The organism is Pseudonocardia sediminis, from assembly GCF_004217185.1.
GTDB classification, from domain to species: domain Bacteria; phylum Actinomycetota; class Actinomycetes; order Mycobacteriales; family Pseudonocardiaceae; genus Pseudonocardia; species Pseudonocardia sediminis.
The window spans coordinates 3,344,380-3,363,684 of the sequence record NZ_SHKL01000001.1 but is presented as its reverse complement, the minus strand read 5'-3'; the positions used below and the strand labels follow the sequence as shown (position 1 = coordinate 3,363,684).

19 protein-coding genes are annotated in these 19,305 nt (G+C 73.3%); 10 read left to right on the top strand and 9 right to left on the bottom strand.

Annotated features, from left to right (window positions below):
• Positions 1-34 precede the first annotated feature (34 nt).
• The 3 genes from EV383_RS15580 (at position 35) to EV383_RS15570 (ending at position 2,483) form a co-directional block, all read left to right on the top strand.
• Positions 35-484 carry a universal stress protein gene (locus tag EV383_RS15580; RefSeq protein WP_130290583.1) on the top strand — a complete coding sequence of 150 codons (450 nt, stop codon included), beginning with the start codon at positions 35-37 and terminating at the stop codon, positions 482-484.
• Positions 485-487: 3 nt separating this feature from the next.
• The gene (locus EV383_RS15575) at positions 488-1,591 is read left to right on the top strand and encodes an adenylate/guanylate cyclase domain-containing protein (RefSeq protein ID WP_242623120.1); all 1,104 of its coding nucleotides are present in this window, start codon (positions 488-490) and stop codon (positions 1,589-1,591) included.
• Between the two features lie 67 nt (positions 1,592-1,658).
• Entirely contained in the window at positions 1,659-2,483 is an 825-nt protein-coding gene (locus EV383_RS15570; RefSeq protein ID WP_130290582.1) for an arylamine N-acetyltransferase family protein, read from the top strand.
• Positions 2,484-2,556: 73 nt separating this feature from the next.
• Here the strand turns inward: EV383_RS15570 and EV383_RS15565 are convergent, their stop codons facing one another.
• From EV383_RS15565 to EV383_RS15535, 7 genes are read right to left on the bottom strand one after another with little or no spacing between them, the layout of a single operon-like run.
• Positions 2,557-2,967, bottom strand: coding sequence for a metal-sulfur cluster assembly factor (locus EV383_RS15565; RefSeq protein ID WP_130290581.1), 411 nt, complete (start codon positions 2,965-2,967; stop codon positions 2,557-2,559).
• A complete protein-coding gene (gene sufU / locus EV383_RS15560) occupies positions 2,964-3,452 on the bottom strand; it encodes a Fe-S cluster assembly sulfur transfer protein SufU (RefSeq protein ID WP_130290580.1) in 489 nt (162 codons plus the stop codon). The genes EV383_RS15565 and sufU overlap by 4 nt, the downstream gene beginning before the upstream one ends.
• A complete protein-coding gene (locus EV383_RS15555) occupies positions 3,453-4,766 on the bottom strand; it encodes a cysteine desulfurase (RefSeq protein ID WP_130290579.1) in 1,314 nt (437 codons plus the stop codon).
• Positions 4,763-5,554 carry a Fe-S cluster assembly ATPase SufC gene (sufC, locus tag EV383_RS15550; RefSeq protein ID WP_130290578.1) on the bottom strand — a complete coding sequence of 264 codons (792 nt, stop codon included), beginning with the start codon at positions 5,552-5,554 and terminating at the stop codon, positions 4,763-4,765. The genes EV383_RS15555 and sufC overlap by 4 nt, the downstream gene beginning before the upstream one ends.
• A 52-nt stretch (positions 5,555-5,606) precedes the next feature.
• Complete coding sequence (gene sufD, locus EV383_RS15545) at positions 5,607-6,794, bottom strand: Fe-S cluster assembly protein SufD (RefSeq protein WP_130290577.1); 1,188 nt, start codon at positions 6,792-6,794, stop codon at positions 5,607-5,609.
• A complete protein-coding gene (sufB, locus tag EV383_RS15540) occupies positions 6,791-8,227 on the bottom strand; it encodes a Fe-S cluster assembly protein SufB (RefSeq protein WP_130290576.1) in 1,437 nt (478 codons plus the stop codon). Before sufB ends, sufD begins: the two co-directional genes overlap by 4 nt.
• Entirely contained in the window at positions 8,211-9,086 is an 876-nt protein-coding gene (locus EV383_RS15535; protein ID WP_479725234.1) for a helix-turn-helix transcriptional regulator, read from the bottom strand. The genes sufB and EV383_RS15535 overlap by 17 nt, the downstream gene beginning before the upstream one ends.
• Positions 9,087-9,201: 115 nt before the next feature.
• On the opposite strand from EV383_RS15535, the gene mptB reads away from it, so the two are divergent.
• From mptB to EV383_RS15520, 4 genes are all read left to right on the top strand, one after another.
• Positions 9,202-10,818 carry a polyprenol phosphomannose-dependent alpha 1,6 mannosyltransferase MptB gene (mptB, locus tag EV383_RS31700; protein ID WP_207223538.1) on the top strand — a complete coding sequence of 539 codons (1,617 nt, stop codon included), beginning with the start codon at positions 9,202-9,204 and terminating at the stop codon, positions 10,816-10,818.
• Positions 10,815-11,765: an ABC transporter ATP-binding protein gene (locus EV383_RS31695; protein ID WP_207223537.1), complete on the top strand. Its 951-nt coding sequence runs from the start codon at positions 10,815-10,817 to the stop codon at positions 11,763-11,765. Before mptB ends, EV383_RS31695 begins: the two co-directional genes overlap by 4 nt.
• 34 nt (positions 11,766-11,799) lie before the next feature.
• Complete coding sequence (locus tag EV383_RS15525) at positions 11,800-12,603, top strand: ABC transporter permease (RefSeq protein WP_130290575.1); 804 nt, start codon at positions 11,800-11,802, stop codon at positions 12,601-12,603.
• A 213-nt stretch (positions 12,604-12,816) separates the two neighbouring features.
• Positions 12,817-13,818: a COX15/CtaA family protein gene (locus tag EV383_RS15520; RefSeq protein ID WP_242623119.1), complete on the top strand. Its 1,002-nt coding sequence runs from the start codon at positions 12,817-12,819 to the stop codon at positions 13,816-13,818.
• 148 nt (positions 13,819-13,966) lie between these two features.
• Here EV383_RS15520 and EV383_RS15515 read toward each other — a convergent pair whose 3' ends face one another.
• Both EV383_RS15515 and EV383_RS15510 read right to left on the bottom strand, forming a co-directional pair.
• The gene (locus EV383_RS15515) at positions 13,967-15,487 is read right to left on the bottom strand and encodes a sensor histidine kinase (protein WP_130290574.1); all 1,521 of its coding nucleotides are present in this window, start codon (positions 15,485-15,487) and stop codon (positions 13,967-13,969) included.
• Entirely contained in the window at positions 15,484-16,161 is a 678-nt protein-coding gene (locus tag EV383_RS15510) for a response regulator transcription factor (protein ID WP_130290573.1), read from the bottom strand. Before EV383_RS15510 ends, EV383_RS15515 begins: the two co-directional genes overlap by 4 nt.
• An 84-nt stretch (positions 16,162-16,245) precedes the next feature.
• Here EV383_RS15510 and EV383_RS15505 point away from each other — a divergent pair, with 84 nt between their 5' ends.
• The 3 genes from EV383_RS15505 (at position 16,246) to EV383_RS15495 (ending at position 19,288) form a co-directional block, all read left to right on the top strand.
• Entirely contained in the window at positions 16,246-17,346 is a 1,101-nt protein-coding gene (locus EV383_RS15505) for a LolA family protein (RefSeq protein ID WP_130290572.1), read from the top strand.
• A 152-nt stretch (positions 17,347-17,498) separates the two neighbouring features.
• Positions 17,499-18,428, top strand: coding sequence for an ABC transporter ATP-binding protein (locus EV383_RS15500; protein WP_130290571.1), 930 nt, complete (start codon positions 17,499-17,501; stop codon positions 18,426-18,428).
• The gene (locus EV383_RS15495) at positions 18,425-19,288 is read left to right on the top strand and encodes an ABC transporter permease subunit (RefSeq protein ID WP_130290570.1); all 864 of its coding nucleotides are present in this window, start codon (positions 18,425-18,427) and stop codon (positions 19,286-19,288) included. The genes EV383_RS15500 and EV383_RS15495 overlap by 4 nt, the downstream gene beginning before the upstream one ends.
• The last annotated feature ends 17 nt before the right edge of the window (positions 19,289-19,305 follow it).

Below are 19,305 nucleotides of genomic sequence, written 5' to 3'. Positions count from 1 at the left end.
GCCCGGGCTCGTGCTCCCCACACGGAGGCTCCCCATGCCCGCTTACCGCACCGTCGTCGTCGGTACCGACGGCTCCGCGACCTCGTACGCCGCCGTCGACCGCGCGGCCGGCGTCGCCGCCGACAGCGACGCCCAGCTCGTGATCGTCTCGGCCTACACCCCGACCAGCCGCGAGGACACGTCCGCGGCGCAGGACGCCCTCAAGGAGGAGTCCTACCTCGTCGTCGGCTGGACCCCGGCCGAGGAGGCGCTGCGCGAGGCCTCGGACCGGGCGACCAAGGCCGGTGCGCGCAAGGTCAGCACGCACGCCGAGGACGGCGCCCCGATGGACGTGCTGCGCAAGGCCGTCAAGGACCACAACGCCGACCTGCTCGTCGTCGGCAACAAGGGCCTCAACACCCTGTCCGGGCGCCTGCTCGGCTCCGTGCCCGCGGACGCGACCCGGCGCGCCGGCGTCGACGTGCTCGTCGTGCACACCAGCTGAGCGGTGGCCGGACGGGGCGAGGACCGCGACGGTCCCGGTGACGCACCGGGACCGCGCGAACCCTTGCCCGGTGACGTCCCGCCCGAGGCCGGCGCCGGGATCGACCTGGCGTCGGTCAACTGGAGCGACCTCGACGAGTCGGTCCTCGACGAGTACATCCTCGGCGCGCCCCGGGAGTTCACCCGCGACGAGGTGATCGCCGCCGCGGAGCTCGACCCCGAGGAGGCGCACCGCCTCTGGCGCTCGCTCGGCTTCCCCGACTCCGGGCCCGACGAGCGCGTCTACACCCGGCTCGACGTCGAGGCCGCGAAGACCGTCGCGGCGATGAGCAGCCAGTGGCTGCCCGACGCCGGGGTCCGCGAGGCCGTCGCCCGCGCGGTGGCGCAGTCGATGTCGCGCCTGGCCGAGTGGCAGGTCGGGATGCTGGCGCAGATCGTGGCCGCGCACGTCGACGAGCTGCACCCGCGCGGTGCCGCCCGCCTGGCCGCCGAGGTCCTGCCCGAGCTCGAGCAGATGCAGTCCTACGTGTGGCGCCGCCACCTCGCCGCGACCGCCTCGCGCTTCATCGCCGGCGTCCAGCAGTCCGATCCGGACACGATCGCGGCCGACACCTGGCCGCTCTCGGTCGGGTTCGCCGACATGGTCGGGTTCACCCGCACCACCCGGCGCCGTTCGATGGACGAGCTCGGGGAGATGATCGAGCGCTTCGCCGTCGTCACCACCGAGGTGATCGCGAACGGCCGCGGGCGGATCATCAAGACCGTCGGCGACGAGGTCCTGTTCGTCACCGAGCACCCCGCCGACGCCGCCGCGATCGCACTCGGCCTGCGCGACCGGGTGCGCTCCGAGCCGTCGCTGCCGCAGCTGCGGATCGGTCTCGCCCACGGCATGGTGCTGACCCGCTATGGCGACGTCTACGGCGAGGTCGTCAACCTCGCCGCGCGCCTGACGTCACAGGCGCGGCCGGACACCGTCCTCGTCGACCGGGAGGTCGCCGACGTGCTCTCCGACGACCCGCGCTACGAGCTGCGACGCCTGCCGTCGCAGAACACCCGCGGCTACGCCCACCTCAAGGCGTGGGCGCTGCGGGCCGCACGAGAGGGCTGAGGGCCCCGCAGGACCACCCCGGGAACGTGCTTGACCTCAACCCCGCTCCAGGGGCCAGGCTGCCGGTATGACCTCCGTACGGACCGACCTCGCCCCCTACCTGGAGCGGATCGGTGTCACGCCGGGGCAGCCCGACGCCGACACCCTGACCGGGATCGTGCAGGCGCACATCACGGCGATCGCCTTCGAGAACCTGGACCCGTTCACCGGGACCGAACCGCCGACCACCCGCGACGGGATCGAGCGCAAGCTCGTGCACGGCCGGCGCGGCGGATGGTGCTTCGAGCACAACCGCCTGCTGCACGACGTGCTCGACGACCTCGGCTACCGGGTCACCCCGCTGGTCGGGCGGGTCCGGCTCGGCCTCGACGACGACGCGCCGTCCACCCACCGCTCGCACCGGCTGACCCTGGTCGACATCGACGGCGAACCCTGGACGGCCGACGTCGGGTTCGGCGGCACCGTCCCGTTCGCCCCACTGCGGCTGGCCGCCGACGTCGAGCAGCCGACGGTGCACGGGACCTACCGCTACCGCCGCGACGACGACGGCGTCTGGTGGCTGCAACGCCGCGGCTCGGGCGACTGGCGCACCCAGTACGTGTTCGACCTCGTCCCGGTCCCGGACGTCGACTTCGTGATGGGCTCGTTCTTCACCGCCCACCACCCGGACTCGGGCTTCCGCAACGGCCTGACCGCGGCCCGCTCGGCCCACGGCCGCCGATGGACCCTCGACGGGCGCCGGTTCACCGTCCGCCACCCGGACGGGCGCGCCGAGCCGAGCGAGCTGGACACCCCGTCGCGGGTTCTGGAGACCCTGGAGACGGTCTTCGGCGTCGACACCTCCGGGGTGACCGGGCTCGAGGCCCGGATCGGGGAGGCGCACTTCGCCTGACCGGGCCCGCACACACGACGAGCCGGGTCCCCGGTGTCGGGGATCCGGCTCGTGTCGTGCGGAGTGGCCTGCGTCAGACGCGGAAGCCGAGGGCGCGCAGCTGCTCGCGGCCGTCCTCGGTGATCTTCTCCGGGCCCCACGGCGGCATCCAGACCCAGTTGATCCGGATGTCCTCGACCATGCCGTCGGCGGTGAGCGCGGAGCGGGTCTGCTCCTCGATCACGTCGGTCAGCGGGCAGGCCGCCGACGTCAGCGTCATGTCGATGACCGCGGTCTTCCCCTCGACGCCCAGCCCGTAGACGAGACCGAGGTCGACGACGTTGATCCCGAGCTCGGGGTCGACGACGTCCTTCATCGCCTCCTCCAGCTCGTCCTGCGACGGGCCGCCCTCGGCCGCGGCGGGCGGCTCGGGCATCCCGGCGGCGCCGCGCACCACCTCGTCCTCGGCCGTGACGGCCGGCGTGTCCTGCGTGGTCTCGCTCATCCGGAAGTCCCCTTCTGGTCCTGCTTCTGCGCGCTCGGCACGATCTCGGCGGGCGTACGGCTCACCGCGTCCTTGAACGCCATCCAGCCCAGTAGAGCGCACTTCACCCGGGCCGGGTACTTCGCGACGCCCGCGAAGGCGACGCCGTCGCCGAGCACGTCCTCGTCCGGCTCGACCTTCCCGCGACTCTGCGCCATCTCCTGGAACGCGTCCAGGATCCGCATCGAGTCGGCGACGCTGCGCCCGACGACCAGGTCGTTGAGCACCGACACCGACGCCTGGCTGATCGAGCAGCCGAGGGTGTCGTACGAGACGTCGCTGACGATGCTGTGGGTCTCGTCCAGCTTGACCCGCAACGTCACCTCGTCGCCGCACGTGGGGTTCACGTGGTGCGTCTCGGCGTCGTAGGGCTCACGCAGGCCGGAGCCGTGCGGCGACCGGTAGTGGTCCAGGATGATCTCCTGGTACATCTGCTGCAGTTGCATCTACCGACCCACCCCGAAGAAGTCCTGAGCCGCCCGGATCCCGTCGGCGAGCTGGGCGGCCTCGTCCACCGTGTTGTACACCGCGAACGACGCGCGCGCGGTCGCCACGATCCCGTACTTGCGGTGCAGCGGCCACGCGCAGTGGTGCCCCACCCGGATCGCGATGCCGCGGTCGTCGAGGACCTGCCCGAGGTCGTGCGCGTGCACCTCGTCGACGACGAAGGAGACCGCTCCCCCGCGCGCCTCGGTGCTGTCCGGGCCGACGAGACGGACGCCGGGGACCTCGCGCAGGGAGTCCAGCGCGACCCGGGTCAGCTCGGCCTCGTGCGCCGCGACGGCGTCCATGCCGATCAGCCGCAGGTAGTCCACGGCCGCGCCCAGGCCCACGGCCTGCGACGTCATCGGCACACCGGCCTCGAAACGCTGCGGCGGCGGGGCGTAGGTCGACCCCTCCATGTGCACCATCTCGATCATCGAGCCGCCGGTGAGGAACGGAGGCATGGCCTCCAGCAGCTCGGAACGGCCCCACAGCACGCCGACACCCGACGGCCCGAGCATCTTGTGCCCGGAGAACACCGCGTAGTCGACGCCCAGCGCGTGCAGGTCGACCGGCATGTGCGGCACCGACTGGCACGCGTCGAGCAGCGTCAGCGCACCGACCGCCTGCGCCCGCCGCACGAGCTCTTCGACGGGGGCGACGGCTCCGGTCACGTTCGACTGGTGGGTGAACGCGACGATCTTCGTCCGGTCGGTGAGCTCGAGCGAGTCGAGGTCGATCCGGCCGTCGTCGGTGACCGAGTACCAGCGCAGGACCGCGCCGGTACGCCGGCACAGCTCCTGCCACGGCACCAGGTTCGCGTGGTGCTCCAGCTCGGTGACCACGATCTCGTCACCGGGGCTCAGGGCGAACCGCTCCGACTCCGCGCTCAGCCCGGTGCGGACCGAGGCGTTGCCGAACGCGTACGCGACCAGGTTGATGCCCTCGGTCGCGTTCTTGACGAACACCACCTCGTCGCTCGTCGCGCCGACGAACGCCGCGATCCGCTCGCGGGCGGACTCGTAGGCGTCGGTGGCCTCCTCGGCGAGCTGGTGCGCACCGCGGTGCACGGCCGCGTTGTGGTTCTCCAGGAACTCACGCTCGGCGTCGAGCACCTGGCGCGGCCGCTGCGAGGTGGCCCCGGAGTCCAGGTAGACCAGGGGCCGGTCCTCGCGCACGGTGCGCCCGAGGATCGGGAAGTCCTCCCGGATGCGCGCGACGTCGAGACCGGACCCGGACGATCCGGCGCCGACGCGGGGCGCCGACACCGCGGTCATCGTGCGTTCGCCAGCCCGGACTCGACCGAGGCGGCCTCGGCGCCGGTGAAGCGCACGTAGCCGTTCGCCTCGAGCTCGTCGGCCAGCTCGGGACCGCCGGACTCGACGATCTTGCCGCCGGCGAACACGTGCACCTTGTCCGGCTTGATGTGGTTCAGGATCCGCGTGTAGTGCGTGATCAGCAGGACACCGTTCTCACCGCTCTCGCGGTAACGGTTGATCCCCTCGGAGACCACGCGCAGCGCGTCGACGTCGAGGCCGGAGTCGGTCTCGTCGAGGACGGCGATCTTCGGGTTCAGCAGCGCGAGCTGGAGCACCTCGTGGCGCTTCTTCTCACCGCCGGAGAAGCCCTCGTTGACCGAGCGGTCGGCGAACTCCGCGTCGATGTCGAGATCGGTCATCGCGGACTTCACCTCCTTGACCCAGGTGCGCAGCTTCGGCGCCTCGCCGCGCGTCGCGGTGGCCGCGCTGCGCAGGAAGTTCGCCATCGACACGCCGGGGACCTCGACCGGGTACTGCATGGCCAGGAACAGCCCGGCCCGCGCCCGCTCGTCGACGCTCATCTCGAGGACGTTCTCGCCGTCGAGGAGCACCTCGCCCGAGGTGGTCGTGTACTTCGGGTGCCCGGCGATGGCGTAGGCCAGCGTCGACTTGCCGGACCCGTTCGGGCCCATGATCGCGTGGGTCTCGCCGGCGCGAATCGTGAGGTTGACCCCGCGCAGGATCTCCTTCGGCCCGTCCTCGGTGGTCACCGAGGCGTGCAGGTCCTTGATCTCCAAGGTGGACATGTACTCGTCGCTCCGTCGTTCGTCGAAAGTGTGGTGGGAGGCCCGGGGGAACTCAGACGCCGGTGACGGCGAGCTCGGCCTCGACGGCCTCTTCCAGGCGCTCGCGCAGCTCGGGCAACTGGATCTTGTGCAGGATCTCGTGGAAGAACGCGCGCACGACCAGCCGGCGGGCGTCCTTCTCCGGGATGCCCCGGCTCTGCAGGTAGAACAGCTGCTCGTCGTCGAAGCGACCGGTGGTGCTGGCGTGCCCGGCGCCGGCGATCTCGCCGGTCTCGATCTCCAGGTTCGGGACCGAGTCGGCACGGGCGTGCTCGGTGAGCACCAGGTTCCGGTTGAACTCGAACGTCCGCGTCTGCTCCGCCGCCGCCCGGATCAGCACGTCGCCGATCCAGACCGTGTGCGCGGGGTCGTTCGCGTCGTTGGTCTGCAGCGCGTTCTTGTAGAACACGTTCGACGTGCAGTTCGGCTGCGCGTGGTCGACCAGCAGGCGCTGCTCCAGGTGCTGCCCCCCGTCGGCGAAACCGAGGCCGAGCAGCTCGGCGTCGCCGCCGGGAGCCGCGTACCGAATGGTCGAGCTGACCCGCACCAGGTCGCCGCCGAGCTGCACCGCGGTGCCGCGCAGCGTCGCGTCCTTACCGATCGACAGGTGCTCGGCGCCCACGTGCACGGCGTCGTCGGCCCACTCCTCGGTGACGACCAGCGTCAGCTTCGAGGCGTCGGCCAGCACGACCTCCAGGTTGTCGGCCAGCGCGCCGCTCCCCTGCCGGACCACCACGACGGTGGCCTCGGTGTTCGGGGTGGTGCGGATGTGCAGGTGCGACACGGCGGTGACGCCGGCCCCGGGGCCCTCGACGGTGACCGTCACCGGGTCCGGGTTGCCGTCGAGCGTCACCACGGTCGCCTCGCGGAAGGCCGACCAGGCGGCCGCGGCGACGCGGTCGGCGGGCACTCCGGCCTCACCGAGCCGCTTGTCGTCGCGGCCGACCGTCTCGACGGTCACCCCCGCCACCTCGGGAACCGAGATGGCGGCGGTGCCGTCGAACGGGGCCGTGCCGTCGTGCAGGCCGCGGAGACGACGCATCGGGGTGAAGCGCCAGTTCTCCTCGCGGCCGCCGGGAACCTCGAACGCGTTCACGTCGAACGACTGGAACCGCTCGCCGGCCGAGGCGATCGGGACCTCACCCTGGCCCTCTTTCGCACTCTTCAGCTCGGGTGCCAGACCAGAAACTTCGGTGGTCATCCGACAGAGCCCTCCATCTGCAGCTCGATGAGCCGGTTCAGTTCCAGCGCGTACTCCATGGGCAGCTCACGTGCGATGGGCTCGACGAACCCGCGCACGACCATCGCCATGGCCTCGTCCTCGGTCAGACCGCGGCTCATCAGGTAGAAGAGCTGGTCCTCGCTGACCTTGGACACCGTGGCCTCGTGACCCATCGACACGTCGTCGGTGCGCACGTCCACGTACGGGTAGGTGTCGCTGCGGCTGATCGTGTCGACCAGCAGCGCGTCGCACTTCACCGTCGAACGCGAGTTCTTCGCCCGCGCGTTGACCTGGACCAGGCCGCGGTAGGACGTACGCCCACCGCCCCGGGCCACCGACTTCGAGATGATCGTCGACGACGTGTTCGGCGCCATGTGGACCATCTTCGCGCCGGCGTCCTGGTGCTGGCCCTCGCCCGCGAACGCGATCGAGAGGACCTCGCCCTTGGCGTGCTCGCCCATCAGCCAGACGGCCGGGTACTTCATGGTCACCTTGGAGCCGAGGTTGCCGTCGACCCACTCCATGGTCGCGCCCTCCTCGGCCTTGGCGCGCTTGGTGACCAGGTTGTAGACGTTGTTCGACCAGTTCTGGATGGTCGTGTAGCGGCAGCGGCCGCCCTTCTTCACAACGATCTCGACGACGGCCGAGTGCAGCGAGTCCGACTTGTAGATCGGCGCCGTGCAGCCCTCGACGTAGTGCACGTAGGCACCCTCGTCGACGATGATCAGCGTCCGCTCGAACTGGCCCATGTTCTCGGTGTTGATCCGGAAGTAGGCCTGCAGCGGGATGTCCACGTGCACGCCCTTCGGCACGTAGATGAACGAGCCGCCGGACCACACCGCGGAGTTCAGCGCGGAGAACTTGTTGTCCCCGGACGGGATCACCGAGCCGAAGTACTCCTTGAACAGCTCCGGGTGCTCCTTCAACGCCGTGTCGGTGTCGAGGAAGATGACGCCCTGCTCCTCGAGGTCCGCACGGATCGAGTGGTAGACGACCTCGGACTCGTACTGGGCCGCGACACCGGACACCAGGCGGGCCTTCTCGGCCTCGGGGATGCCCAGCTTGTCGTAGGTGTTCTTGATGTCCTCGGGCAGGTCGTCCCAGGTGGCGGCCTGCTTCTCCGAGGAGCGCACGAAGTACTTGATGTTGTCGAAGTCGATGCCCGACAGGTCGGAACCCCACCGCGGCATCGGCTTGCGACCGAAGATGTCGAGCGCCTTCTGGCGGAACTCGAGCATCCACTCCGGCTCGCTCTTGAGCTGGGAGATGTTCGCGACGACCTCGGAGGAGAGGCCGCGGCGCGCGGTCGAGCCGGCGACGTCCGAGTCGGACCAGCCGAACTCGTAGCGGCCGAGCGTCGCGATCGTCTCTTCCTGGGTGAGCTCTGGCTTCACATCATGAGTGGCGGTCATTCGGACTGCCTCCCTCTCGGGGACCGTGGTGGGAGATTGACCCGTCTGCGACGGGGCTCTCTTCTTCTTGCATCGTGGTGGCGCCGGAGATGAGCGGCGCCTTTCTATCTCTCTCCCGTGACCGCCCGAAGAGTTCGGGATCGTCGAGCGGTACGTGTGTGGTGCACGCGGCGTCGCCGCGGGCAATGGTGGCCAGCCGCTGCACGTGCGTCCCCAGCAGCTCGGCGAAGGCCTTCGTCTCGGCCTCGCAGAGCTCCGGGAACTCGGCGGCGACGTGCGCCACCGGGCAGTGGTGCTGGCACAACTGCACCCCGCGTCCCCCATGTCGCGCCTGCGCAGCGTAGCCACGGGCCGACAGGACCCTGGCCAGTGCGTCGGCACGCTCCTCGGGGGCGTCCGGGGCGGTGATCTCGGCGCGGTCGGCACCCAGCAGGTCGTTGACCCGCTTGCGTGCGAACGCGTCGACGGCGTCGGTCCCGGCCTGCTCGGCCAGGAACCTCAGCGCCGAGGAGGCGAGGTCGTCGTAGCCGTGCCCGAACCGCACACGACCCGCATCGGTGAGGACGTACTCCTTGGCCGGACGGCCACGGCCCCGCGGACGCGTCGTCACCGACGGGCGGCGGGTGTCCGCCTCGCCGTCGGCGATCATCGCGTCGAGGTGCCGGCGCACGGCCGGGCCGGAGAGCTCCAGCTCGGTCGCGACCGACGCCGCGGTCACCGGGCCCTGCTCCATGAGCAGGCGGGCCACCGCGGCCCGGGTGCGTCCCTCACCGGAGGACGGCACACCGACATCCGGCCCGTGCCCGCAGGCAGGGTCGTGCGACACGAGGGTCGCGTCGGGTGTCCGATCCGTTTTCACAACATCAGTGTTGCCTATATCGGTGCGCGCGGCAAAGCCGACCCCCCTGCCGGTGACCCGGCTCACCGCCGGACCGGTCCCCGGCACCGTCCACCGCCCCTACTAACCTGCTCGCATGGTGACGCCCGAGGTCGCCCCGCCGGAGCGGGAGGCCCCTCCCGCCGGTGCGGCGGCCCAGCCCGCGACGGCCCGGCCCCGGGCGAGCCGCTACAGCCGCCCGTTGCGGGAACAGGCCCGGATCGCACGCCGGCTCGGGCTGACCGGGTCGCTGCTGATGGCGATCAGCGCGCTCGGCTCCGGCGCGTTCCCGGTGCCCAACCCGCTCAACGGGCTGCGCGTGCTCGGGCTTCCCGGACGCAACGTCACCGCCTCGATCGCGGTCACCTACGCCGGGCTCGGGATGGTCGTGCTGGCGTGGCTCTGGATCGGCCGGATGCTCACCGCCCGCGGCGCCGTCGCACCGGCCCCGGAAAAGCGCGAGCTGGTCCGCACCGGGCTCCTCTGGGCGATCCCGCTGGCGCTGGCCCCGCCGATGTTCACCAAGGACATCTACAGCTACCTCGCCCAGAGCGCGACGCTCGCCCGTGGCATCGACCCCTACGTGATCGGCCCGGCACAGGCCCTGGGCATCGCCGACCCGCTGGTCAGCGGCATCCCGACGGTCTGGCGCGACACCCCGGCGCCCTACGGGCCGCTCTTCCTCGGCCTGGGCCGTGTGATCACCGCGATCAGCGGCGAGAACGCGGTGCTCGGCGTCCTGGAGCACCGCGCGCTGGCCCTGCTCGGCCTCGGCCTGATCTTGTGGATGCTGCCCAAGCTCGCCCGGCGGGCCGGGCTCGACCCGGGCCTGGTGCTCTGGCTCGGCGCGGCGAACCCTCTGGTGCTGTTCCATCTCGTCAGCGGCATCCACAACGAGTCGCTGATGATCGGCCTGATGCTCGTCGGCCTGCACCTGGCCCTCGGCGAGGACGACACGGTGCAACCGCCGTGGCGATGGCTGCTCGGTGCGGTGTTCATCGTCTCGGCGGCGTCGGTGAAGCTGCCCGCCCTGCTCGCACTCGGGTTCGTCGGCGTCTACCTGATCCGGCGACGGGGCGGCAGCGTCCGGGACTGGGCGGTCGTCGGCGGTGCGCTGACGGCGGTGGCCGCGGTGGTGTTCACGATCTACAGCGTCGGCACCGGCCTGGGCTTCAACTGGCTCAAGGGGCTGTCCGCGCCCGGCGCGATCCGCAGCTGGATGTCGGTCTCCACCGACCTCGGCCTGCTCGCCGGGCAGATCGGCAAGGTCGCCGGGCTGGGCGACCACACCGACTCCACGCTCTCTCTCACGCGCCTGCTCGGCGGTATCGCGTTCTCCCTGGTGTGCCTCTGGCTGCTCTACGGCTGCCTGCGCGGGAAGGTCGAGCCGATCGTCGGCGTCGGAGCGGGTCTGGGGGCGGTCGTGCTGCTCGGGCCGGTCGTGCACCCCTGGTACCTGCTGTGGGCGGTGATCCCGCTGACCGCGACCCGCGCGATGCCCCACTACCGCCGTGCCGTGCTCGGGCTGTCCGCGGTGCTCGCCCTCGTCGTGCCCCCGACCGGTGCCGACTTCATCTTCCGGGCCTTCCAGCTGCCGCTCGCGATCATCGCCGGGATCGTGGTGTTCGTCGTCGCCCTGCTGTGGGTCCGGCGCGAGCTGCGCAAGCCCGTGCGGGGCGCGGACCCGGCGCCCTCTCTAGAATCCGCCGCGTGAGCGCCACACGTCCGAGCCCGTCCGGGCCAGCGTCGTCGGGCCCGGCCGTCTCGGTCCGGGGCCTGGTCAAGCGCTACGGATCGACGACGGCCGTGGACGGCATCGACCTGGAGGTCTCGGCCGCGTCCGTGCTGGCCCTGCTCGGGCCGAACGGCGCCGGCAAGACGACGACCGTCGAGATCTGCTCCGGGCTCACCGCCCCGGACGCCGGTGAGGTCCGCGTGCTCGGGCGCTCGCCGTCGTCGGAGGAGGTGCGGGCCCGGATCGGGGCGATGCCGCAGGGCGGCGGCGCCTACCCGGGGGTCAAGGCGGGCGAGATGCTGCGCCTGGTCGCGTCGTGCTCCGCGAACCCGCTCGACCCCGACTGGCTGCTCGACGTCCTGGGCCTGCGCGAGCACGCCCGGACCACCTACAAGCGCCTCTCCGGCGGGGAGCAGCAGCGCCTGGCCCTGGCGTGCGCCATCGTCGGACGCCCGGAGCTGGTGTTCCTCGACGAGCCGACCGCGGGCATGGATCCCCAGGCCCGGCACCTGGTCTGGCAGCTGGTCACCTCGCTGCGCCGCGACGGCGTGGCGGTGCTGCTCACCACGCACCTGATGGAGGAGGCCGAGGCGCTCGCCGACGACGTCGTGATCATCGACCACGGACAGGTCGTCGCGCACGGCAGCCCGGCCCAGCTCACCGCCGGTGACCAGCAGGAGCTGCGCTTCCGCGCCCGTCCCGGGATGGACCTCGACCACCTCGACGCCCGTCTGCCCGTCGGCTACACGACGTCGGAGACGCTGCCCGGGCGCTACCTCGTGCAGGGCCGGATCGACCCGGCCGCACTGTCGGCGATCACGTCGTGGTGCGCCGACCAGGGCGTCCTCGCCGACGACGTCCAGGTCGCGCGCCGCAGCCTGGAGGACGTCTTCCTCGATCTGACCGGACGGGAGCTGCGCTCGTGACCACCGCCGACGCACTCGTTCCCGAGGGGGCGGCATGAGCACCCCTCCCACGTTCGCCGAGGGCACGTTCGCCCCGAACCCGGCCCGCGGGTCGCTGCTCGGGATGCTGCGCGCCCAGGCGGGGATCGAGACCCGGCTGGCGCTGCGCAACGGCGAGCAGGTCCTGCTCACGCTGCTGATCCCGGTCGTGCTGCTGCTCGGGCTGAGCCTGATCCCGCTGCTCCCGGTGCCCGAGCCCCGCGTCGGGTCGGTGCTGCCGGCGATCCTGGCCCTGGCCGTGATGTCCTCGGCGTTCACCAGCCAGGCCATCGCACTCGGCTTCGACCGCCGTTACGGCGTCCTGCGCCGCCTCGCCGCGACCGCGCTGCCGCGCTGGCTGCTGGTCACCGGACGTCTGGTGGCGGTGCTCGCCGTCGTCGTCATCCAGGTCGTGCTGTTGTGCGTGCTGGCGGCGCTGATCGGCTGGCGGCCGTCGGACATGGCGGCCGGCGCCGGGGCGGACCTGGGTGGCGCCGTCGTGGCCGTGCTGCTGGGCGCCGCCGCGTTCGGAGCGCTCGGGATCCTGCTCGGCGGCACGCTGCGTGCGGAGATCGTCCTCGCGCTGGCGAACGTCGTGTGGTTCGTACTCCTGCTGGCCGGCGGGATCGTGATCCCGCTCTCGGTGCTGCCGGAGCCGATCGCCACGATCGCGTCGTTCCTGCCGTCGGGGGCCCTCGCCGAGGCACTGCGCGCGACGATGGTCGAGGGCTCGCTGCCCGGCATCGGTCCGGTGCTGGTGCTCCTCGTCTGGGCTGTGGCCGCCGGGCTGATCGCGGCGCGCACCGTCCGCTGGCGCTGAACCGGCCGGACTGGCCCCACTCCGTGTCCAGAGGGGCCCCCTCGCACACCGGGGAGTCCCGAGGGGTCCCCTGGCTCGCCGGGGTCCGCGTCCCTCGAGTCCCATGGGGTCCCCTCGCACGCCGGGACGTCCCGGGGGCTCCGTTCGGGACGGGGCCGGTGATGCGCCCCTCCTGATCGGGCGTGTGCGACCGACCGGCCTACCATCGACGGCGTGGCCAGACCTTCCCTCGTCTCCCGGATCCCCGCGACGCCGCCGGTGCTGATGCGCCGTCTCGCGATCGGCAACCTGGTCGCGCAGGTCGGGATCGCCGTGACCGGCTCGGTGGTCCGGGTGACCGGCTCCGGGCTCGGCTGCCCGACCTGGCCGCAGTGCAACCCGGGCAGCCTGGTGCCGACGCCGCACCCGGAGATCGCGCCTCTGATCCAGTGGATCGAGTTCGGCAACCGGCTGCTGGGCGTCGCGGTGGTGCTCGTGGCCGGGGCCTGCCTGCTCGCCGCGCTGTTCACCCGGCCGCGTCGCCGGCGCTTGACCGTGTTGACCGCGGCGATGCCGCTCGGTGTCGTCGCCCAGGCGGTGATCGGCGGCTTCACGGTGCTCGCCGGGCTGTCCTGGTGGAGCGTGATGCCGCACTTCCTGGCGTCGATGGTGCTGGTCTGGCTCTCGGTCCTGCTGGTCTCCGCCGCCGGGGAGGACGACGTCCCGGCCACCCGGACCGTCCCGGGCGCCGTCCGCGGGCTGATCACCGTCTCGACCGTGGTCCTGGCCGGCCTGCTGATCGCCGGGACCCTGGTCACCGCCGCCGGACCGCACGCCGGTGACGCGACGACCCCCCGCCTCGACGTCGACGTCCCGCTCCTCGCGCAGCTGCACGCCGACCTGCTCTTCGCCTACCTCGGCACGCTCGTCGGCCTGGGCTTCGCCCTGCGCGCCGTCGCCGCCCCGGCCGCACTGGGCCGCCGCTTCGGCGTCCTGATCGCCGTGGTGCTCGCTCAGGGCGCGCTCGGGGGCATCCAGTACGCGCTCGGCGTGCCCGAGCTGCTCGTGTCGCTGCACGTCCTCGGCGCCGGTCTGGTCACCGCGGCCGCCGCGTCGGTCTGGACGGGCACGTCCACCCGTCCCGCGCCGCCGACCCCGGCCGGACCGGACACGGCCCTCGACTCCGGCGAGTCGGCACGCCCCCTCGCCGAGGCCGGCACCGCCGACCGCTCCTGAGCACACCCGCTCGACCCGTACGCGCCGCCGAGCGTCGGAGAGGCGCAGATCGGCCACGCCGCCCCGGAGCCGGGAGTCACGACATGGTGAGTCCGACCGCCATAACGTGACGCCCGATCAAGCCTCGCCGCCCGGAGCGGCATGGGCGTCACGAAACGGCGCCCCGTGGGGCCATTTCGTGGCGTTCGATCGCCGCAGCGGACGGTGAGGCCGCCGGCGGCCGCGAGTCCGGGGGCGCGGCGACGGCCGCGGGCCAGCGCACCTCCAGGCGCGCGCCTCCGCTCGGGGACACCCCCGCCGCGACGTCTCCGCCGCGCCCCCGCACGACGGCGGCGACCAGGGCCAGCCCCAGCCCGGCGCCCTCCGCGGCGTGCGGTTCGAGGCGGGTGAACCGGTCGAACACCCGTATCCGGTCGGGCTCCGGGATGCCCGGACCGTCGTCGTCGACGACCAGGCGCACCGACCGTCCGGCGGGCAGCACCGCGACCCGGACCACCGAGCGGGCGTGGCGGAGGGCGTTGCGCAGGAGGTTGTCCAGCACCAGGTCGACCTCGGACGGGCTCGCCGCGGCACGGGCCGCCGCCGGTACGACCAGTTCGATCGCGGGCACCGTCGCCGACGCCGACGGCTTGCTCTCGAGCGCCGACGCAGCCGGCTCGCCCGCGGACCCGGACCCGGGTGCGACCGGCTCGCCGGCGGGGACGCCGGCCCCGTCGCGGATCCGGTCCCGAGCGGCGCGAGCGGCTCCGGCGAGGTCGACCGCGCCGGCCGGGACGCGCTGCCCGGCGTCGGCCCGGGCCAGGGCGAGGAGGCCGTCGAGCATGACCGTGAGGCGACGGGCCTCGCCGGCGACGGCGCGCAGGGTCTCGTCGGCCAGGTCGGGATCCGGGTAGGCAGCGGCCACCTCGGCCTGTGCCCGCAGCGACGCGACCGGCGACCGCAGCTCGTGCGCGGCGTCGCCGGTGAAGCGCTCCAGCCGGGCGACGGCGTCGTCGCGGCGCCCGAGCAGCGCGTTGATCTCGGTGGCCAGGCCGTGCAGCTCGTCGCGGGCGACCGGGACCGGCAGTCGTTCCCCCGGCGGCAGACCGGCCGCAGCCCGGCGCATCCGGTCCACCGGCCGTAGCGCCGCCCGGGTCGCGAGCCAGGCCGCGGCCGTCACCGCGGCGGCCACCACGACGGCCGCGAGCAGGAACACCACCAACGCCCGGGCCGGCAGGCCGCGCCCGCCCAGCAGGTCACCCGCGGCGAGCACGAACCGTGTCGACCCGTCGGTCACCACGACCGGGACCGCGGCCCAGCGCAGCGGCCGGCCCCCGGCGAACACCGTCGCGGGCTGTCCCGCGGCGAGCTCCTGCATCTCGTCGCGCCCGATCGGGACCGGTCCACGGCCGTCGACCGGGGTGCCCGCGGTGTCCACCACCCGGATCCCCGGCGCGGTCGCCTCACCCCGCGCCACCCGGTCCGCCGACGTCGACGCCCGGTCGCGCAGATCGGAGTCGGCTGCGCTCAGCAGGGAATCGAGCATCAGCCCGGCGCCGATCCGCGCCAGCGCCAGGAGCGCGACGAGAGCCACCCCGCCGACGACGATCGTGATGCGCGTCCGCAGCGGACGCGTCTCCCACCAGCGCCGGAGCCGTACACGACGCCCGGCCGTCCCCCCGCGCGTCACGGCACACCCACCCGGTACCCGCGGCCCCGCTCGGTGGTGAGCACCTCACCGGCCCCGGCGGCGGCCAGCTTGCGCCGCACGTACCCGACGTAGACCTCGACGACGTTGCGGCTGACCGGCTCCCCCTCGCCCCAGACCAGGTCGCGCAGCTCGTCCTTGCCCACCACCGACCCCGGCCGCACGGCGAGCGCGTGCAGCACCGCGAACTCCCGGGGCGAGAGCTCCAGCTCCTGACCGGCCCACGCCGCGGAGCCGGCGGCCGGGTCGACCACCAGCTCCCCGAGCGTGATCCGGGGCGCCGCCGACCCCGCGTCGCGGCGGCGCAGCAGAGCCTTGAGCTGGGCGACGAGCACGACGAACGAGAACGGCTTGACGAGGTAGCCGTCCGCGCCCAGGTCGAGCCCGTCGGCCTGGTCGACCTCCCCGTCCTTCGCCGAGACCAGCAGCACCGGCGTCCCCACGCCGGCCGCGCGCAGCCGCTCCAGCACCCGGTACCCGGAGAGCCCGGGCAGGATGATGTCCAGGACGACGGCGTCGAACCCCCCGGTCAACGCCGCCTCCAGGGCCGACGTCCCGTCGGCGAGGGCGACGACGTCCATCCCCTCCGCGGTGAGCCCGCGCCGCAGCGCGGACCGCACCCCGGCCTCGTCGTCCACCACCAGCACCCTCGTCACGGCAACGACGGTAGGGCCCGCCACCGACAATCGCGGAACGCTCGCGCTGAGAACCTCTCAGGCTCGGTGCGTCAGGCTGTGGTCATGGGGAACCGGAGCACTGCACGACGCCGCTGGACGGCGGGGGGAATCGGTGCGGCACTCGCCGCCGCCGTGGGGATCGGTCTGGTCGTCGCACCGGGCGGGGCGTCGGCGGCCCCGGAGCTGCCGCCGGTCAGCCCGGAGGAGCTCGTCTCGTCGGTGCTGACCGCGAAGCCCGGCCCGTTCGACGGCACCGTGGCACTCGACAACCGGCTCGGGCTGCCCGCACTGCCGGGCGTCCCGCAGGCCGCGAACGGCACCAGCACCGCCCGCATCTGGTCCGGCGACGACGGCAAGGGCCGTGTCTCGCTGCCGACCGCGCAGGGCGAGAAGACCTACGTCGCCGACGGGACCACGCTGTGGTCCTACGACTCCGAGAACCGCACGGTCACGAAGACCCCGGCGAGCAAGGGCGAGAAGCCCGGCCCGCCGGAGGGCGCCACCACCGACCCGGCCGCCGCGGCCGCACAGGCGATCGGCGAGCTGCGCACCACCAGCACCGTCTCCGTCGACGGCACCGCCGAGATCGCCGGCCGACCGGCCTACCAGCTCGTCCTCGACCCCAAGCCCACCGAGCGCACGCTGCTGCGCGAGGTGCGGATCGCCGTCGACGCCGAGAAGCGCGTCCCGCTGCAGCTCTCGGTACTGGCCAACGGCTCGCCCGAGCCGGCGTTCCAGGTCGGCTTCACCGACGTGACGTTCGGACCGCAGGACGCGTCGCTGTTCGCCTTCACCCCGCCGCCGGGTTCCACGGTGCAGGACCAGCCGGCCCGCCCGGAGGGCGCGAAGCCGGGTGCCGGGGCGCCGAGGTCCGGGGAGAAGCAGGCCGCCGGTTCGCCGAGGATCGTCGGCGACGGGTGGGACACGGTCGTCGTCGCGCAGACGCCGAAGGGCGAGCCCGGTACGGCGAAGCCGGACGAGCAGGCGGGCCCGGACGGGGCCGGTGCGCCGGACCTGTCGCAGCTCGGCACCCCGGTCAGCGGAGCGTGGGGCAGCGGACGCCAGATCGGCACCGCCGTCGGCACCGCGATCATCACCGACGACGGCCGGATCGCCGCCGGTGCCGTCCCGGCCCAGGTCCTCACCGAGGCCCTGGCCAAGTGACGGACCGTACGACGAGCGGCGCCACCACAGGCACCGCCGTGGACACGGCCCCGGCGCACGTCGCGCCGGGGCCGGTCCCCACGGCCGGGAGCACAGGGGTCGGGAGCACCGGGGCCGGAACCGCAGGGGCCGGGACGACACCGGCCGGTCCGATGGCGGCCCGCGCGGTCGGGCTGCGCAAGGTGTTCGGCCGGACCGTGGCCGTCGACGGCATCGACCTCGACGTCCCGGCCGGCTCGGTCTTCGGGATGCTCGGCCCGAACGGCTCCGGCAAGACCACGCTGATCCGGATGCTGCTCGGCCTGACCCGGCCCAGCGGCGGCACCGCGGAGCTGCTCGGACGCCCGGTCCCGGGTGACCTGTCCGCGACGCTGCCCGACGTGGGCGCGCTGGTCGAGGGTCCGGGTTTCCACCCGTTCCTGTCCGGCCGGGAGAACCTGCGCCGGGTCGCCATGACCGAGCCCCGGCTCAGGCGCGCCGACATCGCTCCGGCCGTCGAGACGGCGCTGGAGCGGGTCGGGCTCGCCGGCGCCGCCGGTCGCCGTTTCCGCGGCTACTCGCTCGGCATGAAGCAGCGGCTCGGCCTGGCCTCGGCGCTGCTGGTGCCTCGACGCCTGGTCGTGCTCGACGAGCCGACCAACGGGCTCGACCCCGCCGGCACCCGGGAGGTGCGCCGGATCGTGGGCGAGCTGCAGGCCGGCGGGGCGACGGTGCTGCTGTCGTCGCACCTGCTGGCCGAGGTGGAGGCGATCTGCACGCACGTCGCCGTGCTGCAGGCCGGCTCGCTGGTCGTGACCGGCGAGCTGTCCACACTGCTCGACGCGGGCGCGGGCGGCCTGGAGATCACGGTCGCCGACACGGACGCGGCCGTCGAGGTCCTGCGCGGGGCCGGAGCGACCGCGTTCACCGAGTCGCCGGAGACGGTCGTCGCCGACGGCGGTCCCCCCGCCCCCCGGCTGCTCGCCGCGCTCGTGCACGCCGACGTCGACGTCTTCGAGGTGCACCGGCGCCGCCCGCACCTCGAAGAGCTGTTCACCCGCCTCACCGAGGACCTGAACGACCGGGACGGGGAGTCCGCATGACCGCCGCGACGCTGTCCACCACGACCGGGGACCCGCGGCCGGTCCCGACACTGCGCCTGTTCGCCGCGGAGCTGCGCTGGGTCCTGCGCCGCCCGCGCACGCTCATCATGTTCGGCCTGTTCGCGCTGGTCCCGATCCTGATCGCGATCGGCGTCGTGGTCGCCGACGGCGACGGGGACGGCAACGGCGGGCGCGGCCTGATCGGGTCCATCGGCGGCAACGGGCTGGTGCTGCCGATCGCCGCGATGACCGTCTCGCTGGCCCTGCTGCTGCCCCTGGCCGTCGCCGTGGCCTCCGCCGACGCGATCGCCGGGGAGGCCTCGCACGGCACCCTGCGCGGGCTGTTGCTGTCTCCGGTGGGCCGCCTGCGGCTGGTCGGGATGAAGGCGTTCGGGGTGCTCGTGGTCGCCGCCGTCGCGACGCTGGTGATCGCCGTGGTCGGGGTGCTGGCCGGGCTCGTCGTGGTCGGGGGCGCGGACGGGCAGCTCGTCACGCTCTCCGGGACGACGGTCGGGTTCGGCGAGGCACTGGGACGTGTCGGGCTCGTCGCGCTGTGGACGATCGGGCAGCTCGCCGCGGTGGGTGCGGTCGCGCTGGCCGTGTCGTCGTTCACCGAGCACCCGCTGGTCGTGCTGGCCTCGGTGCTCGGCGGTCTGATCACGTTCGGCGTGCTGAGCGCGATCCCGGCCCTGGACTGGCTGCAGCCCTACCTGCTGACCACCGGCTGGTCGTCGGCCGCGGACGCGCTGCGCGACCCGCTGCCCCTCGACGGTATGGGTTCCAGCTCGCTGGTCGCCCTCGTCTACCTGCTGGTGGGCGCCGCGGTGCTGATCACCAGGATGTCGCGCCGCGACGCCTGAGCCCCGTCTCGCCCGCG

Bases quoted from the DNA above. Each gene is read 5' to 3' on its own strand.
- EV383_RS15580 (WP_130290583.1), top strand. From the start codon at position 35: ATGCCCGCTTACCGCACCGTCGTCGTCGGTACCGACGGCTCCGCGACC.
- EV383_RS15570 (WP_130290582.1), top strand. From the start codon at position 1,659: ATGACCTCCGTACGGACCGACCTCGCCCCCTACCTGGAGCGGATCGGT.
- EV383_RS15565 (WP_130290581.1), bottom strand. From the start codon at position 2,967: ATGAGCGAGACCACGCAGGACACGCCGGCCGTCACGGCCGAGGACGAG.
- sufU (WP_130290580.1), bottom strand. From the start codon at position 3,452: ATGCAACTGCAGCAGATGTACCAGGAGATCATCCTGGACCACTACCGG.
- EV383_RS15555 (WP_130290579.1), bottom strand. From the start codon at position 4,766: ATGACCGCGGTGTCGGCGCCCCGCGTCGGCGCCGGATCGTCCGGGTCC.
- sufC (WP_130290578.1), bottom strand. From the start codon at position 5,554: ATGTCCACCTTGGAGATCAAGGACCTGCACGCCTCGGTGACCACCGAG.
- sufD (WP_130290577.1), bottom strand. From the start codon at position 6,794: ATGACCACCGAAGTTTCTGGTCTGGCACCCGAGCTGAAGAGTGCGAAA.
- sufB (WP_130290576.1), bottom strand. From the start codon at position 8,227: ATGACCGCCACTCATGATGTGAAGCCAGAGCTCACCCAGGAAGAGACG.
- mptB (WP_207223538.1), top strand. From the start codon at position 9,202: ATGGTGACGCCCGAGGTCGCCCCGCCGGAGCGGGAGGCCCCTCCCGCC.
- EV383_RS15525 (WP_130290575.1), top strand. From the start codon at position 11,800: ATGAGCACCCCTCCCACGTTCGCCGAGGGCACGTTCGCCCCGAACCCG.
- EV383_RS15505 (WP_130290572.1), top strand. From the start codon at position 16,246: ATGGGGAACCGGAGCACTGCACGACGCCGCTGGACGGCGGGGGGAATC.
- EV383_RS15500 (WP_130290571.1), top strand. From the start codon at position 17,499: ATGGCGGCCCGCGCGGTCGGGCTGCGCAAGGTGTTCGGCCGGACCGTG.
- EV383_RS15495 (WP_130290570.1), top strand. From the start codon at position 18,425: ATGACCGCCGCGACGCTGTCCACCACGACCGGGGACCCGCGGCCGGTC.